This is a genomic window from Kitasatospora sp. NPDC023120 (genome assembly GCF_055560835.1).
This window is the reverse complement of record NZ_JBVHHY010000121.1, coordinates 1-1,094: the sequence shown is the minus strand read 5'-3', so window position 1 is coordinate 1,094 and position 1,094 is coordinate 1. Positions and strand designations below refer to the sequence as shown.

1 protein-coding gene and 1 rRNA gene are annotated in these 1,094 nt (G+C 71.6%); one reads left to right on the top strand and one right to left on the bottom strand.

Annotated elements, in window-relative coordinates; translation table 11 throughout:
- Nucleotides 1-91, top strand: a 5S ribosomal RNA gene (gene rrf / locus ACZ3TI_RS41020); the annotation flags it as partial.
- Between the two features lie 2 nt (nt 92-93).
- Here the strand turns inward: rrf and ACZ3TI_RS41015 are convergent.
- A partial coding sequence (locus ACZ3TI_RS41015) for a hypothetical protein (protein WP_465735707.1) occupies nt 94-1,094 on the bottom strand: 1,001 nt, incomplete at its 5' end.

Here is a 1,094-nt window from a genome sequence, read left to right as displayed (position 1 = left end):
GCCCGGTTACATTCCGAACCCGGAAGCTAAGCCTCACAGCGCCGATGGTACTGCAGGGGGGACCCTGTGGGAGAGTAGGACGCCGCCGAACAATTATTCAAGGCCGCGGCCCCAGCGACTCGCTGGGGCCGCGGCCTTTTTGTGTTTTGCGAACGTGAAGAAGGACCGGCAGGACGGGACTTCCGCCCAGACGCGGAGGCTCCCGGCATGTCGGACAATGGAGAAGGTGCGCGGGCCAGGAGGCCGGCGCCGAAACCGCGTGACGGCAGCGAGAGTTGCACGCACGGCCGACGCGGTGAAGCTGAAGCAGCAGAAGGAGTCACCACGATGTCGAACCAGCCCCAGGACCGTCCCGAGCGTCGATCGGACGACGGCCGAGGCTACGAGCCCCGGTCCCGTGGGGGCTGGTCGAACGACCGTGGCGGCTACCGCCGCGACGACCGCCCCTCGGGTGGGTACCGCCGGGACGACCGCGACGACCGTCCGCGTCGTGACGACCGTCCGTCCGGTGGCTACGGCCGTGACCGTGACGACCGTGGCGGCGACCGCGGTGGCTTCCGCCGTGACGACCGCCCGGCCGGCGGCGGCTACCGCCGCGATGACCGTCCGTCGGGTGGGTACGGCCGTGACCGTGACGACCGTGGCGGCGACCGCGGCGGCTTCCGCCGTGACGACCGTCCCTCCGGTGGTTTCCGTCGCGATGACCGGGACGACCGTGGCGGCTTCCGTCGCGACGACCGCCCCTCCGGTGGCGGTTTCCGCCGTGACGAGCGCCCCTCCGGCGGCGGTTTCCGTCGTGACGAGCGTCCGGGTGGTGGCGGCGGTTTCCGCCGCGATGACCGTCCGGGTGGTTTCCGTCGTGACGAGCGTGATGACCGTCCGCGTCGTGACGACCGTCCGTCGGGTGGCTACGGCCGTGACCGGGACGACCGTGGTGGCGACCGCGGCGGCTTCCGTCGTGACGAGCGTCCGGGTGGTGGCGGCGGTTTCCGCCGCGATGACCGTCCGGGTGGTTTCCGTCGTGACGAGCGTGATGACCGTCCGCGTCGTGACGACCGTCCGTCGGGTGGCTACGGCCGTGACCGGGACGACCG